Raw genomic sequence first — 22324 nt, 5'->3', positions numbered from 1 at the left:
CAGACCCCCAACGGAATTATTTAATTATTTAAAGTTTCTCAAGTTGTAGAATGCTTTTTTACCAGCGTATTGAGCAACAGTGAACAACTCGTCTTCGATACGAAGAAGTTGGTTGTATTTCGCAACGCGGTCCGTACGGGACGGAGCACCTGTTTTGATTTGACCAGCGTTTGTAGCAACAGCGATGTCAGCGATTGTGCTGTCTTCGCTCTCACCGGAACGGTGGGAGATAACCGCTGTGTAACCAGCGCGTTTTGCCATTTCAATCGCATCAAAAGTTTCAGTAAGTGTACCGATTTGGTTAACTTTAACCAAGATGGAGTTACCGATGTTTTGCTCGATACCTTTGGATAGACGCTCAGTGTTCGTAACGAACAGATCGTCACCAACCAGTTGTACTTTGCTGCCCAATTTCTCAGTAAGCAATTTCCAACCTTCCCAATCGTCTTCGGAACAGCCGTCTTCCACTGTGATGATTGGATATTTATCAACCCATGCAGCAAGGAAGTCAACCCACTCAGCAGATGTGAAGGATTTGCCTTCGCCTTCAAGGTGGTATTTACCATCTTTGAAGAACTCAGTGGAAGCAACGTCCATACCCAAGAATACATCAACACCTGGTTTGTAGCCAGCTTTTTCAATTGCTGTAAGGATCGTTGTGATTGCTTCTTCGTTGGAAGTGAAGTTAGGAGCGAATCCGCCTTCGTCGCCAACAGCTGTGTTAAGGCCTTTTTCTTTCAATACGGATTTCAAGCTATGGAAAATCTCAGCGCCAATGCGAAGAGCTTCTTTGAATGTAGGCGCGCCTACTGGCAGAACCATGAACTCTTGAACGTCAACGTTGTTGTCGGCATGTGCCCCGCCGTTGATGATGTTCATCATTGGAACTGGAAGCGTCTTAGCGTTGAATCCGCCAAGGTATACGTAAAGTGGAACATCCAATGCATCAGCAGCTGCACGAGCTACTGCCATGGAAACAGCTAGGATCGCGTTAGCGCCTAATTTTGCTTTGTTAGGTGTACCGTCAAGCTCGATCATTTTGTTATCGATGCCAACTTGATCAAGAGCGTCTAGACCAATGATTTCTGGAGCGATGATTTCGTTCACGTTCTCAACGGCTTTCAGAACGCCTTTACCAAGGTAACGACCTTTATCACCATCACGAAGCTCAACAGCCTCGTATGCGCCTGTAGAAGCGCCTGAAGGAACGATAGCGCGACCGAAAGCGCCGGACTCTAGATATACTTCTACCTCTACTGTTGGGTTACCGCGGGAATCCAATACTTCGCGTGCATAAACATCAGAAATAATCGTCATTGTTAGAAAACACTCCTTTAAAATAGTATGTTTGAATTAACGCTTTATGATGGTTGTCCCGGTCATCTGTTCCGGTTGTTTAACCTCTAAGAAGTCTAGCATCGTTGGGGCAATATCTGCCAAAATTCCGCCGTCTCTTAGTGTAACAGATTTGTCCGTAACAATAAAAGGCACAGGATTCGTTGTATGTGCAGTATTGCGTGATCCGTCTGCATTCGTAACCACATCTGCATTCCCGTGATCTGCTGTAATGCAAACCACGCCGCCTTTGGCTAGGATCGCTTCTACAACTTGACCTAGACAAGCATCGGTTGCTTCGATGGCTTTCACCGTAGGCTCCAGCAAACCAGAGTGACCTACCATGTCAGGGTTAGCGAAGTTGAGAATGATTACGTCATGACGCTCCGCTTCGACTTCCTTAACCACAGCAGCTGCCAATTCATAGGCACTCATTTCTGGTTTCAAATCATACGTAGCTACTTTCGGCGAAGGAATGAGAAGACGCGTTTCACCTGGCAGTTCTGCATCCCGCCCGCCGCTGAAGAAGAACGTTACGTGTGGGTATTTCTCTGTCTCCGCAGCGCGAAGCTGCTTCAGACCGTTTTGAGCCAGTACTTCCCCGAGTGTATTGTCCAGATCCTTCGGCTTGTAAGCGACGAAGCCGTCTACTGACTCACTGAACAGTGTCAGACATACGTAGTACAGGTTCTTAGCTGCTTTAGGACCACGGTCAAAACCACGGAAATCTTCATTCGTGAAGACTTGCGAAAGCTGAATCGCACGGTCAGGGCGGAAGTTGAAGAAGATCACCGCATCCCCTGATTCTACAAGACCTACCGGCTTGCCGTCATCGCCAACGATAACTGTTGGCATAACGAACTCGTCGAAGATCGACTTCTCATACGATTCAATAATGGCTTTCATTGGATCTGTATACGTAGGGCCTTCGCCATAAACCATGGCACGGTAGGATTTCTCCGTCCGCTCCCAACGTTTATCGCGATCCATCGCATAATAGCGGCCTTGAACGGTCGCAATATGCCCTACGCCCACTTCCATGATTTTGTGCTGCAAGCTCGCCATATAACTCTTCGCAGAATCCGGAGCTACGTCGCGGCCATCAAGGAAGGCATGGATATAAACATCTTTGAATTGTTCTTTTTTAGCCAAGTCCAGCAAAGCGAACAAATGCTGAATGTGGCTATGTACGCCGCCATCGGAAAGCAGCCCGTAAAGGTGCAGCTTCTTTCCGTTTTCTTTTGCATGTCGAAATGCGCCTAGGATCGTTTCATTATCGTAAAATTCACCATCACGAATCGATTTCGAAATTCGCGTCAGATCCTGATAAACGATACGGCCAGCGCCGATGTTCAGGTGTCCCACTTCAGAATTCCCCATCTGGCCTTCCGGCAAACCTACGGCCTCACCGCAAGCGGTAAGGGTTGTATGTGGATAACTCGACCAGTAACGGTCGTAGTTAGGCTTTTTGGCATGAGCAACCGCATTCCCCTGCTCTTCCGAGCGGAGTCCGAAGCCATCGAGAATGATGAGTGCTACCGGTTTCGGTCTGGACATGTTACTTCGCCCCCTGGACGAGCTGGATGTAGGAAGCTGGCTCTAAGCTCGCTCCGCCAACAAGTGCGCCATCAATGTCTGGCTGTGCCATGTACTCAGCAATGTTGTTCGGCTTCACGCTGCCGCCGTATTGAATGCGAACCGCATCAGCTACGGATGCGCCGTATAGACCGCTCACAAGCTGACGGATGTAGCCGATAACGTCTTGTGCATCTTCAGCAGTGGATGATTTGCCTGTACCAATAGCCCAAATTGGCTCATAAGCGATAACAACTTGCGCTGCTTGCTCTGCGCTAAGACCAGCAAAAGCTGCTTCTGTTTGCACTTTACAAACATCTTTCGTTTGACCCGCTTCGCGCTCTTCCAGCTTTTCACCTACGCAAAGGATCGGAGTTAAACCGTGTTTGAAAGCCGCAACGACTTTCTTGTTCACGATTTCATCTGTCTCAGCGAAGTAAGCTCTACGCTCGGAGTGACCGATAATAACATACTCCACACCAAGATCTTTCAGCATAACACCGCTGATTTCGCCTGTGAAAGCGCCATTGTCTTCAAAATGCAGGTTTTGTGCACCCACATGAACATCAGTGCCTTTCACAGCTTCAACCAGAGCAGGCAGATTTGTGAATGGGGAGCAAATTACGCTCTCAACGCCTTCTACCGTGCTGCCTTTTACTTCATTCACGAAGCTAACAGCTTCGGAGACGGTTTTGAACATTTTCCAGTTACCCGCGATAATCGGTTTTCTACTCATTGGATATGCTCTCCTTCAAGTTTATTGCCAGAAAAACTGGCTTCGTAAGCATTCGCTTTACCATTCAATTATTTATCGTTCAATGCTACTACGCCTGGCAATGCTTTACCTTCCATGAATTCCAAGGAAGCTCCGCCACCTGTGGACATATGGTTCATTTGATCAGCCAGATGGAATTTCTCTGTTGCTGCAGCGGAATCGCCACCACCAATAACCGTGTAACCGGAAGTTGTTGCGCAAGCCTGAGCTACAGCGCGAGTACCGTGAGAGAAAGGCTCGATTTCGAAAACGCCCATCGGTCCGTTCCAAACAACCAGTTTGGATTTCGCGATAACGTCTGCGTATAGTTCACGTGTTTTCGGTCCGATGTCAATGCCTTCCCAATCCGCAGGAATGCCGTCAACGCCAACGATTTGCGTGTTCGCATCTGCGCCGAATTTATCAGCGACAACGATATCAACGGGAATCAAGAAGTTAACGCCTTTTTCTTTCGCTTTTTCAATAAAGCTAAGCGCTAGGTCAAGTTTCTCGTTATCCACGAGGGATTTACCGATTTCGTAACCTTGTGCTTTCAGGAATGTATAGGACAGACCACCGCCAATAAGCACGTTATCTGCAATGTTCAGGAGATTGTTAATCACAGCGATTTTGTCTTTCACTTTGGATCCGCCAACGATGGCTGTGAAAGGACGCTCTGGGTTGTTCAGCGCTTTACCTAGAACATCAAGCTCCTTCTCCATCAATAGACCGGAAACCGCTGGAATGAAGTGTGCGATTCCTTCAGTTGAAGCGTGTGCACGGTGAGCAGCGCCGAATGCATCATTCACGAACAGGTCAGCCAGCTCAGCGAAAGCTTTTGCCAACTCAGGATCATTCTTCTCTTCGCCTTCATTGAAACGAACGTTTTCCAATAAGAGAACGTCGCCATTTTCAAGCGCATCGACTTGTGCTTTTACGATTTCGCCAACGGATTCATTCGCTTTAATCACCGATTGACCAAGCAATTCAGCCAATTTTGCAGCAACTGGTGTCAAACGAAGTTCTTCAACCACTTGTCCGTTTGGACGACCAAAATGGGCAGCGAGAATAACTTTAGCGCCTTTTTCGATTAAAAATTTAATCGTAGGCAGCGTTTCTCTGATCCGTGTATCGTCGGTAATTTGACCATTCTCTACAGGTACGTTGAAATCAACGCGAACAAATACTCTTTTACCAGCTACTTCAACATCGCGAACACTTTTCTTATTCATAGGTCACGGCCTCCTGAACGGGTATGGTTTACTTCTATTCTAGCTGAAACAGGGGTAAATCGCACATAAAGAGGAGAATCTCTTCTCCCCTTCATGTGGTTTTTCATTGATGATCTATGAAATTACAGACCTTTTTTAGCGATGAAAGCTACCAAGTCAACAACACGGTTGGAGTAGCCCCACTCGTTATCGTACCAAGAAACCACTTTCAGCATGTTGTCGCCAACTACCATTGTGGAAAGAGCATCGATTGTGGAGGAAGCTGGGTCACCATTGAAGTCGCTGGATACAAGCGCATCTTCTGTGTAGTTCAGAATGCCTTTAAGAGGGCCTTCGGAAGCTGCTTTCAAAGCTGCGTTTACTTCATCAACAGTTACGTTAACTTTCAACTCAACAACCAAGTCAGTTACGGAAACGTTAGGTGTAGGAACACGCATAGCCATACCGTTCAATTTGCCTTTAAGCTCAGGAAGAACTAGGCCGATTGCTTTTGCTGCACCAGTGCTGGAAGGAATGATGTTCTCAGCTGCTGCGCGAGCACGACGAAGGTCTTTATGCGGAACGTCAAGCACGGATTGGTCATTTGTGTAAGAGTGAACAGTAGTCATCATACCTTTTACGATACCAAAGCTATCGTTGATAACTTTCGCGAAAGGAGCCAGACAGTTTGTAGTACAAGAAGCGTTGGAGATAATTGTATGAGCTGCTGGATCGTATTTATCTTCGTTAACACCAAGTACGATTGTGATATCTTCGTCGGAAGCTGGAGCGGAAATGATAACTTTCTTAGCTCCGCCTTTCAAGTGAAGGGCTGCTTTTTCTTTAGCTGTGAAAATACCAGTAGATTCGATAACGATTTCTGCGCCTACAGATGCCCAAGGCAGGTTCCCAGGGTCACGCTCAGCAAAAACTTTGATGGAACGACCGTTAACGATCAATTCGCCTTCACCAGCTTCAACTGTAGCGTCTAGTTTACCGTGAGTTGTGTCATATTTGAGCAAATGAGCCAATGTTTTTACGTCTGTCAGATCGTTAACTGCTACGATCTGTACTTCTGAATTGTTCAAAGCTGCGCGAAACACGTTACGACCAATACGTCCGAAACCGTTAATACCTACTTTTGTTGTCATAGCCAATTCCTCCTAAGATTAGATAAATAATTATATTTCAAAACGCAGCTGATGAAGGCATACGTTATGATGTCTTTCGTCTTCGTTATACATGCTTCATAATTTCCAAAGCTGCTGCCTCATCGGTTACAAGAACATCTTCCTGTCCATGACGAAGCACGGAAGCGATCGCTTCCCCTTTGCTCTTCCCGCCGGCTACACCAATGACGACTTCAATGCGCTGAAGATCCTCCAGACGAAGTCCTACGGTCGGCATCTTGTGAACCACATTTCCTTGGCGGTCAAAATAGTACCCTAACGCCTCTGCGAGAGCACCTTCGGCTTCCAAACTGCGTGTCGTCTCGGCGTCGACCTTACGTCTGCGCGCCATGACCATAGCATCCCCGATACCGTGTACAACGATGCGACAACTGCGAACAGCGTCAACAACTTCTTGAATTTGCGGATCTTGGATCAACGATTGGTACGCTTCCTCCCCGAGATGATCCGGTACATGCAGCAATCGGTATTTACCGCCTGTTTTCTTGGCCATAATAGAAGCAATGGTGTTCGCCTGCATATCCACACTTTCACCAAGTCCACCGCGAGCAGGTACGAACCAGCTGCCTTTCATCGATGAGGATATCGCCAGATTATTGGCAATCTGCGCCATCGTAGATCCGCCGGTTACAGCGATGATATCATCCTTGGACACGTACTTGCGGAGTGCTGCTGCACCTGCACGTCCTAGCTCCTTCTTCGTAAATACCGAAGTGTCAGAGTCCCCTGGGACGACAATCACTTGCGAGATGCCGTATGACTTAGCAATGCTTTCCTCCAAGTCTGTTAATCCAAAAGCCATCTTAATGATGGGCTGCATGTCTTCAAGCAATTGACGCCCCGATTCACTTATCTTCATCCCTGTTGCATCCGATTCGAGAAGTCCAAGCTCCTTAAGGAAATCAACTTCCCCGCGCAGCACGCGTTCAGTCATATCGAGCGAAGAAGCTAACGTTCTGCGTCCGACCACACCGGAGACTAAGATATGATGTAGAATCGAGTACCGCTTCTTCATGATGTCCATGAGATCCGGCAAGAGCTGTTTCTGAATGTCAAGAATTTCTCTCATATGACGACTTATAACGCTCCTGATCCGTCGATGGACGTTTTATGTCCCGGGTATACATTTTGCGTCCCACCCGGGCGAAAAAAAAGTTCCTTACTCAATTCCCAAATCAGAAAGATGAATTCGCTGAAGATTGTTCAGGTGAATACTTTCTGATAGCTTACTTTTTCATTATAACCAATTCTCTTTCCAGATTCAACATTTGTTCAAACATTTTTCACCAAAAAGGCTGAAAGGGCTTACTGTCTTGCTTTTTCTGGGCGGCTGACATATAATAACCCTTGCTTCACTTTTTTAACTTTTTATGCGCCCGTGGTCCAATGGATATGACGTAGGCCTCCGAAGCCTGAGATAAAGGTTCGATTCCTTTCGGGCGCGTTCCTAAGAATTGCAGCAGAATCAGCTTCAAATCAACACTAGATCAACAACAGATCGATACTAGAATGACCAAAATCAGCATCCTTGCTGATTTTTTTTGATCTTAGTTTGACCTTTCTTGACCTTCGAAGGTTTTTTCGTTATCATACTTGTAGATACTGTAAACAGTATGTACACAAGAGATCAATTTCATTATTCCAAGATGAGATTGACTCCACGCATCAATCTTTTAAACCATGTACCCACCCCAAGGAGGTCATTCTCATGAGTTTTATTCCTATGGTCGTCGAACAGGACGCGCGCGGTGAAAGAGGGTATGACATCTACTCTCGCTTACTGAAGGACCGCATTATTTTCTTAGGCACGGGTGTCAACGATGTTGTGGCTAACTCCATCATTGCTCAGCTACTTTTCTTGGCCGCACAAGATCCTGATAAAGATATCTCGCTTTACATCAACAGCCCTGGCGGTTCCATTACAGCCGGTATGGCCATCTTTGACACGATGCAGTTCATTAAGCCAGACGTATCCACGATCTGCGTTGGTATGGCTGCTTCTATGGGCGCATTCCTGCTCACAGCAGGCGCCAAAGGCAAACGTTACGCTTTGCCTAACAGTGAAGTCATGATTCACCAACCACTGGGTGGCGCTGAAGGTCAAGCTTCAGACATCGAAATCCGCGCTAAGCGTATTTTGAAAATGAGAGACAACCTGAACAAAATCCTAGCCGAGCGCACAGGCCAAACTTTCGAGCGCATCGAAAAGGATACAGACCGCGACAATTTCATGAGCGCTGCGGAAGCGGCCGAATACGGACTCATCGATAAAGTCATCGAGCGCGTCTAATTTGTAACATAAGAACCAGCCTGCAGTGACTGCTCCTAGGAGCAGCCGTGCGGCTGGTTTTTTTATTGGCTATCACACACTTCACTTCCTATCGTTGCTGTAAGCTCACTTCTCAGCTTTCAGAGCCCACACAACCCAGCTTCATCGTGAGTTGGGGTTACTTTAGGCTCGGTTTTTGAGCCTAACTTAGTCTGCACCCAGCAATAAGCTCTCGATTTTCGCACTTATCCCCCACACATCGCTTCTCGCTGCCGCCGTAAGCTCCAAAATCGACTTCTCAGCCTAGCTCAGCCTACCTCCAGTAATAAGTCCGACTTCTGAATGAAATAGCCCTGATCTTGCTAACTTAAGAATGTTTTTCATCGTTAAAGTTCTCCATTCCCCTTTACCCCCTCCACTTAACGATGAAAAACATCCTCTCCGCTCACCTCACATGCGAATAAGCTCGATTTCCGAGCTTATTTCCCACCTCTTCACAGCAGCTGCAAGCTCACACAAAAAAGAGCCTCCTGAGACCCCAGTGTTATGCTGAATGCATCACTTGGGTCTCCAAAGGCTCTTATCCTTTTTTACTTCTTCTCATCCAACGGATAGAAGATCAGGTCAATCGGGAATGCCGAACCCGCCGGAGGCGTAAACTCGATATCCAGCGCATCTTCCGTACCCGTTGTACGTGCCAGTACTTCCATTCCGTCAAATGCCGTAATGACACCGGAATAAGGAACCGGAATGATCTCACCGTTTATTTTGAACGGCCCTTTGAAAACGCCGCCTTTGGCCATAATCATTACAGCCATCTTGCGCGGTTTATCCGCATGGATTTTATAGACCACGCCATAATTGCCACCGTTCTCCACATTTTGCTTACGCATCACGTCATACCCTTTAACGAACGTATCGGTCTTGTTATCCCCAATCGTAAGTACCGACGTTTTCGTGAAGCTTGTGGCGTCTACATCCCATTTTATCTCCGATACCGGGAACGTCCCACGTACGTGTCCTGTAAAGCCCAATAACGGAAGCTCCTGCGCTATCGTCGGCGTCAGCATGCGATCTGTCACACCGAATGAGATTTGCATCTCGCCGTCTGTTTCCACATCGTAAAATAAGTTCACACCCTGCCCCGGATAGAAGTCCGGAAGCTTCGCATACACGTAAGTCTCATGAGGAGGCACCGTTAGTTCGTCCGTGTACACATTGTTTAGAAGGAAGTCTACGGACGCTTCGCTACCGATCAAATTCGCATAAACGGAAGGATATACCTCTCCTTTATTCGTTGTCTTGATCTTAACCGGTTTATCCGAGTTATTCGTTGCGAATATGGCCATGGTCATCTTTTGCTTCGTACCGTTGATATGATCGGCATACAGACGAGCCTTGCCATTGATGTTATCGCGGTAAAGAATACCACTCTCTGTAAATTCCTCCGGACTGTCGCTCACAAGCAGCGTACGTCCTGGAACTTCCGTTACTTTTTTAGGCAATGGAGCCATTTCATTGAAGTGCGCCCAAATGGTGCCCCAGTCCGACTTAATAAAACCGCCAACCGGCTTCATATAAATCGGGTATTCCACTTCAGTCAAATAAGGTTCATTTACGACCGTTACAAAGCTTTTGAACAATTTACTTACATGTCCGTGGCCATCTTTAACCGTCAAAGTAACCGGATATTTACCTGGCTTGAAAAAGGCTTCCTGATTGCCTGCCCAATCATAGGACGCAATACCTTCCGCATCGGGATCATAGCTAAGATCGAGATACTTCACAGGCTCTCCAAGACGATATGTAGGCTTTGCTGTTGTAAACTTAGCTACAGGTCTAGAGTTGCTATCCTGGTCAATGTAGATGCCCTCAGGCGACTTAAAATGCACGATTTCTACTCGGCGAAGTTCGTTGTTATATTTATACTTCGCTCCCATATAATCTGCTAACCAAGTTAGCTTCACTAGAAGCTTTCCATTTACAATCGCAGCAACTGTGTTAAAAGGCGTATCTACCCCATTGGTCGTCACGGTCTTATGATCAGAATCGAGAACAATGTTGTAACCCGGAGGGGTCATCTGAATGGTGCGCGATGTATCATTCCACTCCACCTTGAAGCCCATTGTATCCCCAAGAAACTTGGCTGGGACGAACGTGCTGCCGTCTATAATGGTAGATGGAGACTCCAAATGGATTTGCTGATCATTAACGAATGCTTCTGACTTATCGATATAAAGTAAAATGAAGGACGAGCTTGCCGATACCGCATAAGCTGCCGGTGCTGTTATCGTACTAGCAAGAAATACGATGAACGCAAGCAGGAGGGTAACCTCTTTTTTTAGCGAATTCAATTTCATTCTCTTCTCTGGCTCCTTTAACATTTGAATGCAGTTTGGCAGAAATGGCAAATAGCCCTTTCCTTCATTGACCACGTTCATTAGACGTCGCCAAGAGAAAAAGGTTGCTAATTCCCCTAGTTGTTAACAAATTTGACACTTATTGAACCTGATCTGTATGACCGCTTCACTCGCAAAAAAGCCTCCTCGAAAGGAAGCTTTTGAAGGATTATTGGTTTTCCAATTCTTCCTTGCTGACTAATGTGACTAAAGCGTTTACAGCCTGCTCGGCATCCGAACCTTCTGCACTTATGAAGACTTCGGTCCCTGTACTGATCGCAAGACTCATAATTCCCATGATGCTTTTCGCATTCACTTTCTTTTCATCTTTCTCAACAAAGATCTCAGATGAAAATTTATTCGCCTCTTGAACAAACAATGCCGCAGGTCTGGCATGAAGTCCTGTTCTCAACTTCACAACGACTGGACGTCTGGACATGGAACTAATTCCCCCTAATATGGAGCTTATATGAATTACTATTGATAACAGTGCTAATACCCTATGTTTTAACATTATAGCATTTTTCCCTGAAGTACACTAGAAAAAATGAGAAAAACTTATAGATGCGCTGTACAGGGGCTTCTTATCTACGAATTCCGCTGTTTTTCAGCCAATTCGTCGATTTTTCGCAGACGATGATTGACGCCGGATTTGCTCACGCTTCCCTTAAGCATGTCGCCAACTTCCTTGAGATTTAGATCAGGATGCTGAAGTCTAATTTCGGCAACCTCTCTAAGCTTCTCAGGCAAGCTATCCAGTCCGACCTCTCTTTGCAGGAGTCGGATATTTTCGATCTGTCTAACTGCTGCACCAATCGTCTTGTTAAGGTTCGCTGTTTCACAATTGACAATGCGATTCACCGAGTTGCGCATATCCTTCATGATCCGGACATCCTCAAAGCGCAGCAGCGCCTGATGTGCCCCAATGATACTTAGAAACTCGATAATCTTCTCTCCTTCTTTGATATACAAGACGAAACCTTTTTTGCGTTCGATGCAGCGGGCATTCAAATCGAATTTATTCGCAAGCTGCGACAACGCCTTGCAATGCTCCTCGTAAATCGAGGCAATCTCGAGATGATAAGAAGAACCCTCGGGATTATTCACCGAGCCTCCAGCCATGAATGCCCCACGAAGATATGCCCTTTTGCAGCAATTGCCTCGAATGATCTCTTTGTTAATTCCCGTGGTGAAAATGAACCCTTCGGAAACAATTTTCAGATCACTGAGCAGCTCCTGAACTTGACCAGGAACTCTAACAATGTACACGTTATTCTTCTTCAAACGCATTTTCTTACGCACGAGAAGCTCGGTGTGCAATTTGTACGTTTTTTTGATGAGCGTGTAGATCCGCCTTGCAATAGCTGCATTTTCGGTGGAAATATCAAGTACAACGCGTTGGCTGGTTAACTGTACAGATCCATTCATTCGAATCAATGCTGACAGTTCCGCTTTTTCACAACATGCTTCCGCATCTGTAATTAATGTTAATTCTTTTTTGGTTGTTGCCGCAAAGGACAAGGGACTCACTTCTTCCTTAACATCCAGCTTTCGACGAGCTGATAAATATGGTCACTCAATTTCTCTGCATCATGACGAAGGTAGGTACGAAATAGCACGAGTCGATCAGCAATAATCCGATACCCTCTCTTCGTGACTTCTTCTAGGTCCAAATGTACCGCTTTCGAACCCTTTTCCGCATATTTCGCCTGGACTTGCGGAGGGATTTCCCCATTGTTCACAATCACATAGTCAAACAAATGTTGACCCAGGTGATCATAAATGGCATCCAGATGATCGCTGACCGAGTAGTCGTCGGTTTCGCCTGGCTGTGTCATCACATTGCAGATAAACAACTTTACAGCATTCGATTTCACAATCTCTTCCGCGATCCCAGGGACAAGTAGATTTGGCAGCAAGCTGGTGTATAAACTGCCTGGGCCGCATAAAATGGCATCCGCTTCGCGTATAGCTTGAACAGCTTCAGCTAGAGGTGTCACGTTAGCCGGCTCGATGAATACACGTTTGATGCGTCCATCCGCTTTTGGAATCTTGGACTCGCCTACGACTAAGGTACCATCTTCCATGATCGCTTTCAATACGATGGCTTGATTCGATGCGGGAAGGACCCGACCTCGGACAGCAAATACCCGATTCATCTCTTGAACCGCAGTGACAAAGTCACCTGTAATATCCGTAAGAGCTGCTAGTATTAGATTTCCCAGACTGTGCCCAGCTAAACCTGTACCCACTTGAAATCTATATTGCAAAATAAGCGACAGCAAGGGCTCGACATCAGCAAGGGCCGTTAACACGCTGCGAATGTCACCTGGAGGCGGCATCTGCAATTCATTCCGGAGAATACCAGAGCTTCCTCCATCATCCGCTACCGTCACAATGGCTGTAATATCAACCGGTTTCTCCTTCAATCCTCTAAGCATAACCGAAAGACCTGTTCCACCGCCAATAACGACTATTCTGGGCTTGCGTTGCAATTCAACATGTTCCATACTTCTTTCACCCTCTTAATCGTAGGACTGCTTATACACGGTCCCGCTCGGCGTCTCGATGACTCAAACGCACGGTTTCGGTTTCGCTGTTCCCCATCACTTTACCGAGATATTCCGTGATGGCGACGGATCGGTGTTTACCTCCAGTGCAGCCAATTCCTACAACAACCTGACTCTTGCCCTCTTTCTTATACTGAGGCATTAAGAAATGGAGCATATCGAGCAGCTTATTCAGAAACTCTTGCGTCTCAGTCCACTTCATAACGTAGTCATATACATCGGGATCTTGACCAGTCTGTGGACGAAGCTGTTCCACATAATGTGGATTCGGTAAGAAGCGAACATCGAAGATTAAATCAGCATCAATTGGGACACCATACTTAAATCCGAAGGAGATTACATTTATAGATATGCGGTTTGTTTCCAAATTGGTGAAACGGGAAATAATTCTTTCTTTGAGCTGCACCGGCTTAAGCGTACTTGTATCAATAACCTGTGTGGCTAAGCCTTTCAGCTCTTCCAGCAGTTTACGCTCAAGTCCAATACCTTCAAGCGGCGCTCCATCGGGAGCTAGCGGGTGACGGCGGCGACTTTCCTTATAACGCTGTACTAGCGTCGCATCGGTAGCATCTAGGAATAGAATTTCATAACTAAGCGTGTAATTCTCTTGGATATAACGAAGCGACTCCTGAAGTGCAGTGAAAAATTCACGCCCTCGCAAATCAATCACCAGTGCCACTTTGCCGATTTTCCCCATCGACTGCTCGATCAACTCAGCAAATTTAGGAATCAACACAGGAGGTAAATTATCGACGCAGAAGAATCCTAGATCCTCAAGACTCTGTACGGCAATCGTCTTACCTGCACCTGACATTCCTGTAATTATGACCAGTTTCGCTAAAGGGTGGTTTTCTTCCATGAATGACACCTTCCTTTGGAGTGCTTCTCGCAGGCCAGCTCAGATCCGCTAACCATACGAACAGTGCGTATTACGTCTATCTTAAATTCAAACCAGCAGCACCTACGATGCCTGCATCGTTACCCAGCGTTGCAGCAACGATCTCAACACCTTCTGAAGCTGTCTCTGGCGTGTATTTCTTAAAGGTTTCACGAATCGGTTGGAATAAAATTTCCCCTGCTTTCGAAACACCGCCACCGATAATGAATCGTTTCGGGTTAATAATAACGGCCATCGCAGCCATGGAACGTCCAATATAATAGGCAGCCCGGTTCACGATGCGCAGGGACACTTCATCTCCGCTCTTGGCCGCATCGAAGACATGCTTCGCTTCAATCTTCTCGTGAAGAGCTAATGACGTTTTCTCGCCGCGCTCAACCGCTTCATTGGCCATACGAACGATGCCTGTCGCCGACGAAACTGTTTCTAGACAACCCATTTGTCCACATCCACACTGAATTGCTTCAATGTCTGGCACAACGGACATATGACCAAGCTCTCCAGCCATACCCGCAGAACCTTGATAAATTTTCCCGTTAATAATAATCCCGCCGCCAACACCTGTTCCAAGCGTATAGCAAACCACATTCGGAATTCCCGCTCCGCTGCCTGCCCAAGCTTCGCCTAAAGCAGCTACATTGGCATCATTGTCAATCTTAACCGTTTTACCAAGAAATCCTTCCAGCATTTTCTTCGCAGGGACATTATGCCATTGCAAATTTGGAGAGAATTTAACGAAGCCTTCCGGAATATCCATGAATCCGGCTAAACCTGCGCCAATACCAGCCACTTGCTCCCATTCAAACGGAGACTCTTCGACAATTTGGCGTACGTACTGGGCAATTCGCTCAATTACAAAATCAGCACCATTCTCCGCGCCTGTAGGGCCTTCAAACGTTTGCAGCAGTTTTCCCTGCTCGTCGCAGATACCCACTTTGATATTCGTACCGCCTAAATCTACACCGATATAAATCTGATCTGACATTGCAAGGTCACCTCATGAATAGTCATAATAATTTTCGGATATTTCCGGGGTCCCCGCAAAGTAGTTTGAATAAGCTTCGAAGGCTATGCGTCACTTTGTGGGGTTTACGTATGCTCCTGTTCCAACTATAAGTCAAGCCTGTAAACTGGTCAAGATTCAACAGTTCCCAATGAAACGAGAAAACGTGGAGAGATTAGCCCTCCACGTTTGCTGTAATGACTCCAGACCACTTACAGCGACTGGCTCCAATCGTGTACGATGTTGCCTTCTAGGAACTTTTCAGCTTCCAGAGCAGCTGCGCATCCACTTCCTGCCGCTGTAATCGCTTGGCGATATTTCGTGTCTTGCACGTCACCACAAGCAAATACGCCAGGGATATTCGTCTCGGTCGTGCCCGGCTTAACAATAATATAGCCGTGCTCATCCGTATCGATTTGTCCGCCTAAGAACTTTGTATTCGGTGTATGGCCGATAGCTACAAAGATACCGTCCGTTTCGATGATTTCATCTTCACCGGTTTCGTTATTTTTGACCTTCAGGCCTGTAACACCTTTTTCACCAGCTATAACTTCAAGTGGCGTATTATTAAGTGCCCATTTCACTTTTTCGTTTCCGCGAGCGCGATCCTGCATGATTTTCGAAGCGCGAAGCTCATCGCGACGGTGGACTAAGCGGACTTCCGAAGCAAAGCGAGTAAGGAAATTTGCCTCTTCCATAGCGGAGTCACCGCCACCAACGACAACAATCTTTTTACCGCGGAAAAAGAATCCGTCACACGTTGCACAAGTACTTACGCCACGTCCAATGTTTTCTCTCTCATTCGTAATTCCTAGCAATCTGGCAGAAGCACCCGTGGAAATAATCAGTGTTTCTGTCTCGATCTCGCCAAGACCTTCAACTTGCAGTTTAAATGGACGATTCGTCAGCTCAACAGAGTTCACCCAACCGGTTTTGAATTCGGCACCGAAACGTTCTGCTTGCTTACGCATATTCTCCATTAGTTCAGGACCCATAATCCCTTCAGGGAAGCCGGGGAAGTTCTCTACTTCGGTAGTTGTGGTGAGCTGTCCGCCTGGCTCTGGCCCCTCAATTACGAGTGGGCTAAGGTTGGCACGCGCTAAATAAATGGCTGCTGTTAGACCGGATGGTCCTGTTCCTACAACGACTGATTTGTACATATGGTTTCCCTCCTAGGTGCTTTCCTCAGGAAAGCTATCTACGTAAGCATCGCCTGCGTTTTGCTTCAGCAAGACAGCCTTCGTATGCTCCGCTTTATTTTGCTTCAATGCGGGCAGTCGAAACCGCCGCTTTATTTATGTATGAAAGCCAGGTCTTTCGACAAGGCAAAAGACTGGCTATCAAATACTGGTAAATTTGTTGAAAATAGCTTCCATTTTCTCACGTAAACCACACGTGTCATCTATCAGCTTGACGTTGCGGCTTACGGTTGAGACTGTAACGCCGTAGCGTGTGGATACTTCCTGATAGGAAATAGCTCGGCGATGCATTTTGGCGATCAAATACTCTAACGCCGCTGCCCAGCCCTCGGATTTATGAATCTTAGGCACAGCCGGGTAGATCTTCGTTAGAAATTCAACCCATAGGATTTCCAAATCATACTGCTGAACCATATCATAGCGCTTGTGCATATGCGACAGCGCCGTTTCCATTACACTTTGCCATTTGGCATCCCAAATCGGCAGATGCGGCGAGTAAGGAGAGGCTTCTACCGTTATCTCTTGGTTTTCCAGATAGGCAGGTAGTGACTCTCGGATCCCCATGCTCCGAAGCACGAAAATCGCGACTCTCTTCAAATAGTCATCTTCTTGACGATCCAGGATGAAATCCTGCAAAGCATCTCTTACTTCATTATCAGCAATTAATCCGAACGCTTGGATCACCTGCAGCTTCGTCTCGATATCACCATGGCGCAAAGCCCAAAAGAAGGAGGATCGAACTAGCGGATCTTTCTTCAGTTGGTCCGGGATTCCTTGCGTGGACTTCTCCAACACCCTAAACTGCTCTTCGAAGGGCAGATGGTAGTGATAGCTCCAGGTAAGCGGCCCTTCAGCCTTCTCGCGTGAGCGCAGCTGCTCCAAGTAAAACTTGGAGATTTCAGCACCGGGATCAAGCTTCTCAGCTTGCTTCCAATAACGGTAAGCTTCGCCGAATCGACCGATATGGCTGGCTGCTACCGCTGCATAATGATAGAGACAAGGGTCTGCCGTACCGTCTCCTGCTTTAAGCAGGCGCTTAAACAAGTGGTATGCCTTCTCATGCTCAGAAAGGATACCCATGGTTGTAGCAAGCTTGAACACATGATCCTGTTGAAAAGGAAACGTCTTGCACAATAGAGAGGTTAGCTCAGCTAACTCCTCCTTGTTACCGAAATGCTGATGGAAAATGGCCATGTTACATAGCGCATGCAAATTTCCGGCATCGATGTCGAGCACCGCACGAATCGTTTCCATCGCCTTCTCAAACTGACCCATATAGTAATAAGCAAGGGCCAGATTGTTGCGGGCAGCTGTGAAATCAGGCTGATTCTTCACCAATTTCTCTAGCTGCCTCACAGCTTCAGCGAACTTGCCCTCTTCGAGAAGCGCACGGGCTTTATCATGCTCGAAGAGCCCTTCTCGACTCTTGATGCTAGTGAGAGGGGCGGGACGTTCGAGTTCGTAGCTCAGCATTTCCATCATTTCTTCAGACTCATCCATGAATTGACCTGTGGGGTCAGTCTCCAAATATCGAACCAACGCTTGTTCAGCTTGCTCGAAATTTTCCATGTTGGCATAGTTGTTTGCCATATAAAAGTGACATTCCGTCATCTCGGGATCGATCGTATCAAGGACATGCTGCAGAATTTGGTTCGACTCGTCATAATTGCCCATTTCGGAGAGAACTCCTGCGAGATTGCAGTGATTCACAGGGTTATCCTGCTCATACTCTGCAGCTCGCCGGAAATATTTCAATGCCTTATCATAATGAAACCGATCCAACGATTGAACCGCTCTCTCGAAAAAGAATGCGGCATCCATGTTAATTGAGATAACTTTAGGCTTTGGTGCTTCGGATACACGCTTAATCTTTTCCATAGCAAGACACCTCCGGCAATTTGATTACACTCAAATTATACCATAGATCGCTTGGAAGCCAAAAACATAATCCGAAGGTAAGATCTGGTCTATAGTTCTGGTCTTAAACTTCGCTCTAGACCCTTGTTCAATAGTGGCTTAAAAAATCGGTTTTCAAAACCGAGAAGGTTGGACAAAGTCTGAGGAACGAGGAACGGAGCGTAGGTAAGCCTACGTGAGTACCGCAGTTCCCAGACTTTGTTCAAGATTCGACGCCGAATCTACTTCCTGAGTAACCTTCGTTTTCAAAGGCGATTTTTTAAGCTTCCTTATACGCCGCCGTATTTGAAGAGGGAGGATAGGGATCCACCGTCATTAATAATGCGAATCGCATCAGACAACAGCGGAGCTACGGAAAGCACATTGAATTTATCGGAATGTCCTTCCGGAATCGCGATGGAGTCCGTAATGATGACTTCCTTAATGCTAGGGTGATCTAAACGTTGCAGGGCAGGTCCGGAGAACACAGGATGTGTCGCACAAATGTATACATCATGCGCTCCTCTTTCTTTCAAACTCTCAACAACGTTAACAATTGTCGTACCGGTATCGATAAGATCCTCGATAATGATCGGTGTACGTCCTACAACATCACCAATGACGTGGGTAATCACAGACTCATTGTGTTCTGGGCGTTTCTTAATCATCATCGCGAATGGTGCATCGAGAATGTTCGCCATTTTTTCAGCGGTTGTCGCACGTCCCGCATCTGGAGATACGATGATCGGGTTAGGTAAATTCTTTTTCTTGATGCAATCACTGATAAGATCAAGAGCTGTCAGATGATCCACCGGAATATTGAAGAAGCCTTGAATCGCAGGTGCATGAAGGTCAATCGTTACAACACGAGTTGCACCTGCTGCACTGAACAAGTCAGCTACTAATTTTGCAGAAATCGGCTCACGCGGAGCAGCTTTACGTTCTTGACGAGAGTAACCATAGTAAGGGATGACAAGGTTGATCGTTCTTGCAGAAGCTCTTTTCGCCGCATCCATCATGACCAGAAGTTCCATCATGTGCTCATTAATCGGATGGGAAAAAGTTTGTACCAGGAATACGTCACAGTTACGAATCGTTTCTTCGTAAAGACAGTAAATTTCTCCGCTTTTAAAACGGGAAAGCTTAATTTGTCCAAGCGGCTGGCCGAGCTCTTTACAAATACGTTCCGCAAGCTTCGGATTCGAAGATCCGGAAAAGATTTTAACATTGTCGCTATGCATGGTTAATGGTTACCTCCGAAGGTTCATTAAATAGATTATACAGTTCCTCTCCATTATACATGAAACATGTCGAATTTAAAAAGTCACAAGATGTCGTTTTCGGGCAGAAAATGTGGCTATTTCGTTAAATCCAACGGATTTCAAGAGTTCCCTGGCTTCGTCCAGATACTGGGACAACCGATCCGGCTGGTGCGCATCCGAACCTAGCGTCAATGGAATTCCCACCTTATGACAATATTCCAGCATTCGGCGGTTCGGGAACATCTCTTTACACGGATGGCGCAAGCCCGAAGCATTCAGCTCGATCGCAAGATCACATTCTTTCACAGTGTCCAGTACCGCTTTCTCCAGCTCCCACGTATCACGATCCGGGACGTAACCAAATCGTTTAATCATATCGATATGACCGATATAGTCATACAGTCCGGTTCGGACTGCTTTCTTCACTGCCTCGTAGTATTGGGTATAAACTTCATAAATATCCTTGCCATCCCAACCTGCGAGCTGCCTAAAATCAGAAATATCCCACTCGCCAAGGAAATGAACAGAACCGATGACATAGTCCCATGGATACGCTTTGATGATTGCGGCAATCTGTGTCTCATAGCCTTCGATATAATCGCCCTCTAGCCCAACACGGATATCAATCTGATCTTTGTACTTTTCTTTAAGATGCAGGCACTCCTCGACATAGCGAGGCAGTTCTTCCATCGGCATGGCCATTTCCGGCCAATAAGTCGCAGGGTCCACATGCAAAAGCGGCATATGATCCGAAAGCCCCAACTGTGTGAGCCCGATCTCGATGCCGCGTTTGACGTAGTCCTCCAGTTCCCCAGAGGCGTGACCGCAGCGCACATGATGTGTATGATAATCAATCAACATCGTGAATTCACTCCAGGTCGTTTTATTTATTTTTTGACGTGCCGATTAGCCAGCTCTTTCATAATATCATCCAAAGGCAATTTGTTATTACGCAAAAGGACCATTAAGTGAAAAATAAGATCACTCGCTTCATAGCGAAGCTCATCGTTATCTTTGTTTTTGGCTGCGATAATCACTTCGGCTGTTTCTTCGCCGACTTTTTTGAGAATCTTATCGACACCTTTTTCGAAAAGATACGTTGTATAAGCGCCCTCAGGACGCTCAGCGTCACGCGAAGCAATAACAGCTTCCAACTCGCCAAGGATCGCGAAACGATTGCCCTCTGCGGCAGGCGCGGCTTCTTGAGCGGCCCCATCCACAGGGATACTTTCTGTGAAACAAGTATACGTGCCGTTATGGCAAGCAGGTCCCACTTGTTCCACGAGAACTAGAAGCGTGTCTGCATCGCAGTCGTAACGCAGTGATTTTACCTTTTGTGTATGACCGGAAGTTGCCCCCTTATTCCACAACTCCCCGCGGGAACGGCTCCAGAACCAAGTATCACCCGTTTGAATTGTACGCTGCAATGACTCGCTATTCATATAAGCAAGCATGAGCACTTCTTTGCTGACTGCGTCCTGCACGATGGCAGGTACAAGACCCTGTGAATCATAAGTAATCTGATCTATTGAAAATGTCATCGGATTTCAACCCCTTTACCTTTAAGGTCGTCTTTGACCCCTTGAATCGTTAACTCTTTATAGTGGAAAATGGTTGCCGCCAATCCCGCATCAGCTTTGCCTTCGGTAAATACATCATAGAAATGCTCCGCTTTGCCCGCTCCACCGGAAGCAATCACGGGAATCGTGAGCAGCCCGGATACGGCACGTGTTAGCTTCAAATCGAAACCGTCCTTCGTCCCGTCTGCATCCATGCTGGTAAGCAAAATTTCTCCTGCACCAAGCTCTTCCATACGCTTCGCCCACTCCAACGTCTTGATACCGGTAGCGTTGCGACCGCCATGCGTGAACACTTCCCACTCGCCCCACTCGCTATTGAACTTCGCATCAATGGCAACGACAATACACTGGGAACCGAACTTCCGTGCTCCATCAGAAACAAGCTGAGGATTTCGAACCGCGGCTGTGTTGATACCGATCTTATCCGCTCCGGCGCGAAGCAGGCGTTTCATGTCGTCCACACTAGAGATGCCGCCGCCAACGGTGAAAGGGATCGTAATCTCTCCTGCCGTTTGACGGACAACCTCCACCATCGTCGCCCTTCCTTCCACCGAAGCCGAAATATCGAGGAACACCAGCTCATCCGCGCCCTCTTTATCGTAAATCGCTGCCAGCTCCACCGGATCGCCTGCATCACGCAAATTAACGAAATTAACGCCCTTGACCACCCTGCCATCCTTGACGTCTAGGCAAGGAATAATTCTTTTGGCTAACATGCTGGGCACCTCCTTCCTAAGCTAAACTTCTATTGGTGCATAAACAGCTGGATTGCTCATCCTCCAAAATAAAGCTCCATGGCTTTGCATCGAATAAGAGTCTCTATGAGCTTCTATTTCTGCAAAACTGGCTAAATGAGTCCAAATAAGAGTCTTTGCGAGTACGTTTCACAATGTAATTTATTTGAGAATCTGCTTCTCCAATTTGAATCGGTACTTTTCAAAAAAATTAAGCAGAAAGCTGAGGGGTATTCATTGCTTGGTTAATTCGATCAACTGAAAGTTTACAGGATGTATAAAGTAAGCAGGCTAGCTCCATATGCATTTTGGCTTTTTTACCTCCACGATGACGAACATTATCAAGTTGGAACTGTCCTTTGAGATAGGCAAATACACGTTCAACAGCTGTTCGTTGATCATACAGTTTCTCATGGGCTTCACTACCCCGTGCTGGAAACGTGTACTTG

At 46.6% G+C, this 22324-nt stretch carries 20 protein-coding genes and 1 tRNA gene; 2 read left to right on the top strand and 19 right to left on the bottom strand.

Annotation, left to right across the window (positions count from 1 at the left end; all coding sequences use genetic code 11):
* Positions 1-24: 24 nt before the first annotated feature.
* The 6 genes from eno to G519_RS0118625 form a co-directional block, all read right to left on the bottom strand.
* The gene (gene eno / locus G519_RS0118650; protein ID WP_029196002.1) at positions 25-1317 is read right to left on the bottom strand and encodes a phosphopyruvate hydratase; all 1293 of its coding nucleotides are present in this window, start codon (positions 1315-1317) and stop codon (positions 25-27) included.
* A gap of 36 nt (positions 1318-1353) precedes the next feature.
* Complete coding sequence (gene gpmI, locus G519_RS0118645) at positions 1354-2892, bottom strand: 2,3-bisphosphoglycerate-independent phosphoglycerate mutase (protein ID WP_029196001.1); 1539 nt, start codon at positions 2890-2892, stop codon at positions 1354-1356.
* Between the two features lies 1 nt (position 2893).
* Positions 2894-3646, bottom strand: coding sequence for a triose-phosphate isomerase (gene tpiA, locus G519_RS0118640; RefSeq protein ID WP_029196000.1), 753 nt, complete (start codon positions 3644-3646; stop codon positions 2894-2896).
* 68 nt (positions 3647-3714) lie between these two features.
* Positions 3715-4896, bottom strand: a complete 1182-nt coding sequence (locus tag G519_RS0118635; RefSeq protein ID WP_029195999.1) for a phosphoglycerate kinase — start codon at positions 4894-4896, stop codon at positions 3715-3717.
* Positions 4897-5018: 122 nt separating this feature from the next.
* Positions 5019-6026: a type I glyceraldehyde-3-phosphate dehydrogenase gene (gene gap / locus G519_RS0118630; protein WP_029195998.1), complete on the bottom strand. Its 1008-nt coding sequence runs from the start codon at positions 6024-6026 to the stop codon at positions 5019-5021.
* An 85-nt stretch (positions 6027-6111) separates the two neighbouring features.
* Positions 6112-7134, bottom strand: coding sequence for a sugar-binding transcriptional regulator (locus G519_RS0118625; RefSeq protein WP_029195997.1), 1023 nt, complete (start codon positions 7132-7134; stop codon positions 6112-6114).
* Between the two features lie 303 nt (positions 7135-7437).
* Between G519_RS0118625 and G519_RS0118620 the strand changes: the two genes are divergently transcribed.
* Together G519_RS0118620 and clpP are read left to right on the top strand one after the other, a co-directional pair.
* Positions 7438-7509 (top strand) — tRNA-Arg (locus tag G519_RS0118620).
* A 264-nt stretch (positions 7510-7773) separates the two neighbouring features.
* On the top strand, positions 7774-8355 hold the full coding sequence (gene clpP, locus G519_RS0118615; RefSeq protein ID WP_029195996.1) for an ATP-dependent Clp endopeptidase proteolytic subunit ClpP: 582 nt from the start codon (positions 7774-7776) through the stop codon (positions 8353-8355).
* Positions 8356-8924: 569 nt separating this feature from the next.
* Here clpP and G519_RS0118610 read toward each other — a convergent pair.
* From G519_RS0118610 to G519_RS43595, 13 genes are all read right to left on the bottom strand, one after another.
* Positions 8925-10694 (bottom strand): stalk domain-containing protein, encoded by a 1770-nt coding sequence (locus tag G519_RS0118610; protein ID WP_029195995.1) that lies wholly within the window; start codon positions 10692-10694, stop codon positions 8925-8927.
* Between the two features lie 208 nt (positions 10695-10902).
* On the bottom strand, positions 10903-11172 hold the full coding sequence (locus tag G519_RS0118605) for an HPr family phosphocarrier protein (RefSeq protein ID WP_028555561.1): 270 nt from the start codon (positions 11170-11172) through the stop codon (positions 10903-10905).
* A gap of 149 nt (positions 11173-11321) precedes the next feature.
* Positions 11322-12254 carry a DNA-binding protein WhiA gene (gene whiA / locus G519_RS0118600; protein ID WP_029195994.1) on the bottom strand — a complete coding sequence of 311 codons (933 nt, stop codon included), beginning with the start codon at positions 12252-12254 and terminating at the stop codon, positions 11322-11324.
* A gap of 5 nt (positions 12255-12259) precedes the next feature.
* A complete protein-coding gene (locus G519_RS0118595) occupies positions 12260-13243 on the bottom strand; it encodes a gluconeogenesis factor YvcK family protein (protein WP_029195993.1) in 984 nt (327 codons plus the stop codon).
* A 31-nt stretch (positions 13244-13274) separates the two neighbouring features.
* Positions 13275-14162, bottom strand: a complete 888-nt coding sequence (gene rapZ, locus G519_RS0118590) for an RNase adapter RapZ (protein ID WP_029195992.1) — start codon at positions 14160-14162, stop codon at positions 13275-13277.
* A 76-nt stretch (positions 14163-14238) separates the two neighbouring features.
* Positions 14239-15186, bottom strand: a complete 948-nt coding sequence (locus G519_RS0118585; protein ID WP_029195991.1) for an ROK family glucokinase — start codon at positions 15184-15186, stop codon at positions 14239-14241.
* A gap of 230 nt (positions 15187-15416) precedes the next feature.
* Positions 15417-16364 (bottom strand): thioredoxin-disulfide reductase, encoded by a 948-nt coding sequence (gene trxB, locus G519_RS0118580; RefSeq protein ID WP_029195990.1) that lies wholly within the window; start codon positions 16362-16364, stop codon positions 15417-15419.
* Between the two features lie 180 nt (positions 16365-16544).
* Positions 16545-18281 carry a tetratricopeptide repeat protein gene (locus tag G519_RS0118575; protein ID WP_029195989.1) on the bottom strand — a complete coding sequence of 579 codons (1737 nt, stop codon included), beginning with the start codon at positions 18279-18281 and terminating at the stop codon, positions 16545-16547.
* Positions 18282-18589: 308 nt separating this feature from the next.
* Positions 18590-19540: a ribose-phosphate diphosphokinase gene (locus tag G519_RS0118570; protein WP_029195988.1), complete on the bottom strand. Its 951-nt coding sequence runs from the start codon at positions 19538-19540 to the stop codon at positions 18590-18592.
* 75 nt (positions 19541-19615) lie between these two features.
* Positions 19616-20422 carry a histidinol-phosphatase HisJ gene (gene hisJ / locus G519_RS0118565; RefSeq protein ID WP_029195987.1) on the bottom strand — a complete coding sequence of 269 codons (807 nt, stop codon included), beginning with the start codon at positions 20420-20422 and terminating at the stop codon, positions 19616-19618.
* A gap of 26 nt (positions 20423-20448) precedes the next feature.
* Positions 20449-21102 carry a bifunctional phosphoribosyl-AMP cyclohydrolase/phosphoribosyl-ATP diphosphatase HisIE gene (gene hisIE / locus G519_RS0118560; RefSeq protein ID WP_029195986.1) on the bottom strand — a complete coding sequence of 218 codons (654 nt, stop codon included), beginning with the start codon at positions 21100-21102 and terminating at the stop codon, positions 20449-20451.
* A complete protein-coding gene (hisF, locus tag G519_RS0118555) occupies positions 21099-21857 on the bottom strand; it encodes an imidazole glycerol phosphate synthase subunit HisF (RefSeq protein ID WP_029195985.1) in 759 nt (252 codons plus the stop codon). Before hisF ends, hisIE begins: the two co-directional genes overlap by 4 nt.
* A gap of 229 nt (positions 21858-22086) precedes the next feature.
* Positions 22087-22324: transposase (locus G519_RS43595; RefSeq protein ID WP_036633387.1), on the bottom strand; the 238-nt coding region annotated here is incomplete at its 5' end.

It is taken from the genome of Paenibacillus alginolyticus DSM 5050 = NBRC 15375 (genome assembly GCF_000422905.1).
GTDB lineage: Bacteria > Bacillota > Bacilli > Paenibacillales > NBRC-103111 > Paenibacillus_E > Paenibacillus_E alginolyticus.
Note: the sequence above shows the minus strand (reverse complement) of the source record. Positions and strands in the feature narration are given on the sequence as shown.